The organism is Streptomyces montanisoli (genome assembly GCF_017813245.1).
GTDB lineage: Bacteria > Actinomycetota > Actinomycetes > Streptomycetales > Streptomycetaceae > Streptomyces > Streptomyces montanisoli.
Genome location: NZ_JAGIQL010000386.1, coordinates 1 through 717 on the forward strand (window position 1 = coordinate 1; position 717 = coordinate 717).

The 717-nt window shown below is 76.6% G+C and carries 1 protein-coding gene; it reads right to left on the reverse strand.

What is annotated here, in order from left to right; translation table 11 throughout:
- On the reverse strand, nt 1-717 hold a 717-nt coding region (locus JFN87_RS33295; protein WP_209346254.1), incomplete at both ends, for an MFS transporter.

Below are 717 nucleotides of genomic sequence, written 5' to 3' on the forward strand. Positions count from 1 at the left end.
AACGGGGCTACCGAGATGCGCGGGTGACTGGACTTCAGGCGAGGCCTCTCCGGACCCGGGGGCGCGCCGAGGAGCGCCACGCCGATCGCGCCGCCCGTCTGGCGCGCCGCGTTGTTCACGCCGCCCGCGAGCGCGGCGCGGTCCTCGGGGACCGCGCCGACGGCCGTGTGGACGACGGGCGTCGTCATCACGCCCGTACCGGCGCCGATCAGCAGCAGGGAGGGCAGCAGCGCCCCGTAGGAGCTGCTCGCGCCGACGGTCAGCAGCAGCGCGGCGCCCGCCGCGTCCAGCAGCAGCCCGGCCGTCGCGGGCCCGCGCGGCCCGTACGCGGCCGTCAGCCGCCCCGCCAGCGGCGCCAGGCCGATCACCGGCACGAACAGCGCCAGCATCGCCGCGCCCGTCTCCAGCGGCCCCCTACCCTGTACGCCCTGGAGGAACAGGCTGAACAGGAAGATGCTGCCGATACCCGTGAGGTTCATGACCAGGGCCATGGCGTTGGCCGTCGAGAACCGCCGGTCGCGGAAGAGGGACAGCGGCAGCATCGGGTCGGGATGCCGCCGTTCCGCCCGGACGAACAGGGCGACGAGGACGGCCGTGGCGGCCGCGGCGGCCAGCGTCCACGGGGCCAGTACGCCCTGCCGGCCGCTCTGGACGAGCGCCAGCGCGCACGCGGTGAGGGCGAGCGCCCCGAGCACGGCGCCCGCCCCGTCGAGCGGC